This is a genomic window from Parvimonas sp. M20 (genome assembly GCF_035282425.1).
In the GTDB taxonomy this organism is placed as follows: domain Bacteria; phylum Bacillota; class Clostridia; order Tissierellales; family Peptoniphilaceae; genus Parvimonas.
The window spans coordinates 1-865 of the sequence record NZ_JAYKBQ010000045.1 but is presented as its reverse complement, the minus strand read 5'-3'; the positions used below and the strand labels follow the sequence as shown (position 1 = coordinate 865).

Genomic DNA, 865 nt, shown 5'->3' with positions numbered 1-865 from the left:
AGTGTATACTCGCCGATACCCACATCCCACCGATATTGGGGTGGTTCATCATTACAGGTCGGCCGTCCCACGATGCAGGAAACTTGCCGAACTCTGAAGCAACAGCCAGCTCAGGGGCGTCGCTGTTTACGCCTTGGAGAACACCTTCAACGACAGCGATGACGGGGACCACCGTATAGGTTTTACCCCGGAATTCTTCAGTGCGAACAGATGCGACATCTGCCGAACCCGTTGCCACTGTAAGAACTCTATCGGTCATCTTAAATCCTGCCCTTGAATGCCCTATTATACCATCAAACTGTCGGCCCAGCAAGACTAACTTTAATGGTCAAACTTACCTTCCTCGCCATTTGCAGGAAAGTTCTTGTCTATCCGGCCTAACCACCAAGTCTGGATCTTCTTGACTGCCTTGTCTGCGGTTAATGCGTATAATGCTCCTATGGCAACAGAGTCCTCCTGTTCAAATCCAACCTTGGCTTTCGTCCAAATAGCAAAAATGACCACCGCACCTACCAGGAGTAGATCAGCAGTCACACTGCGCATTCTGACAGCCTCGCCTTCTCTGACCATTAAGCTGTATCTAGCTACCGTGCCAAAGAAGACGCCGAGCAATATTGAAAAGTGAGGGGTCAGTGCAGATAAAATACCATAGTCATTCACCGAAGAATCCCACCTGTTATCAAGCAGCACAGGATCAACGCAAAGTTGATCCACATGCTCCTTTTTTCATGCCGCTTATCCCCGCCCTTAAGGACGATGGTTGAGCGTGCCCACAACATGGCCCCCGCCAAGAATAAACAAAGGTCGACAATGCGCATGCACTCGGCCACAGAAGCAGGTAACGGATCGTTCAGCAGTTCAAACA

Annotated in this window: 3 protein-coding genes; all 3 read right to left on the bottom strand. The window is 50.1% G+C overall.

Annotation, left to right across the window (positions count from 1 at the left end):
• Positions 1 to 259, bottom strand: a 259-nt coding sequence (locus VJI93_RS08260; RefSeq protein WP_324009239.1) for a hypothetical protein, incomplete at its 3' end; no start/stop codon positions are given.
• A 62-nt stretch (positions 260 to 321) separates the two neighbouring features.
• Entirely contained in the window at positions 322 to 660 is a 339-nt protein-coding gene (locus tag VJI93_RS08255) for a hypothetical protein (protein WP_324004500.1), read from the bottom strand.
• On the bottom strand, positions 657 to 865 hold a 209-nt coding region (locus tag VJI93_RS08250), incomplete at its 5' end, for a hypothetical protein (protein WP_324009238.1). The genes VJI93_RS08255 and VJI93_RS08250, both read right to left, overlap by 4 nt.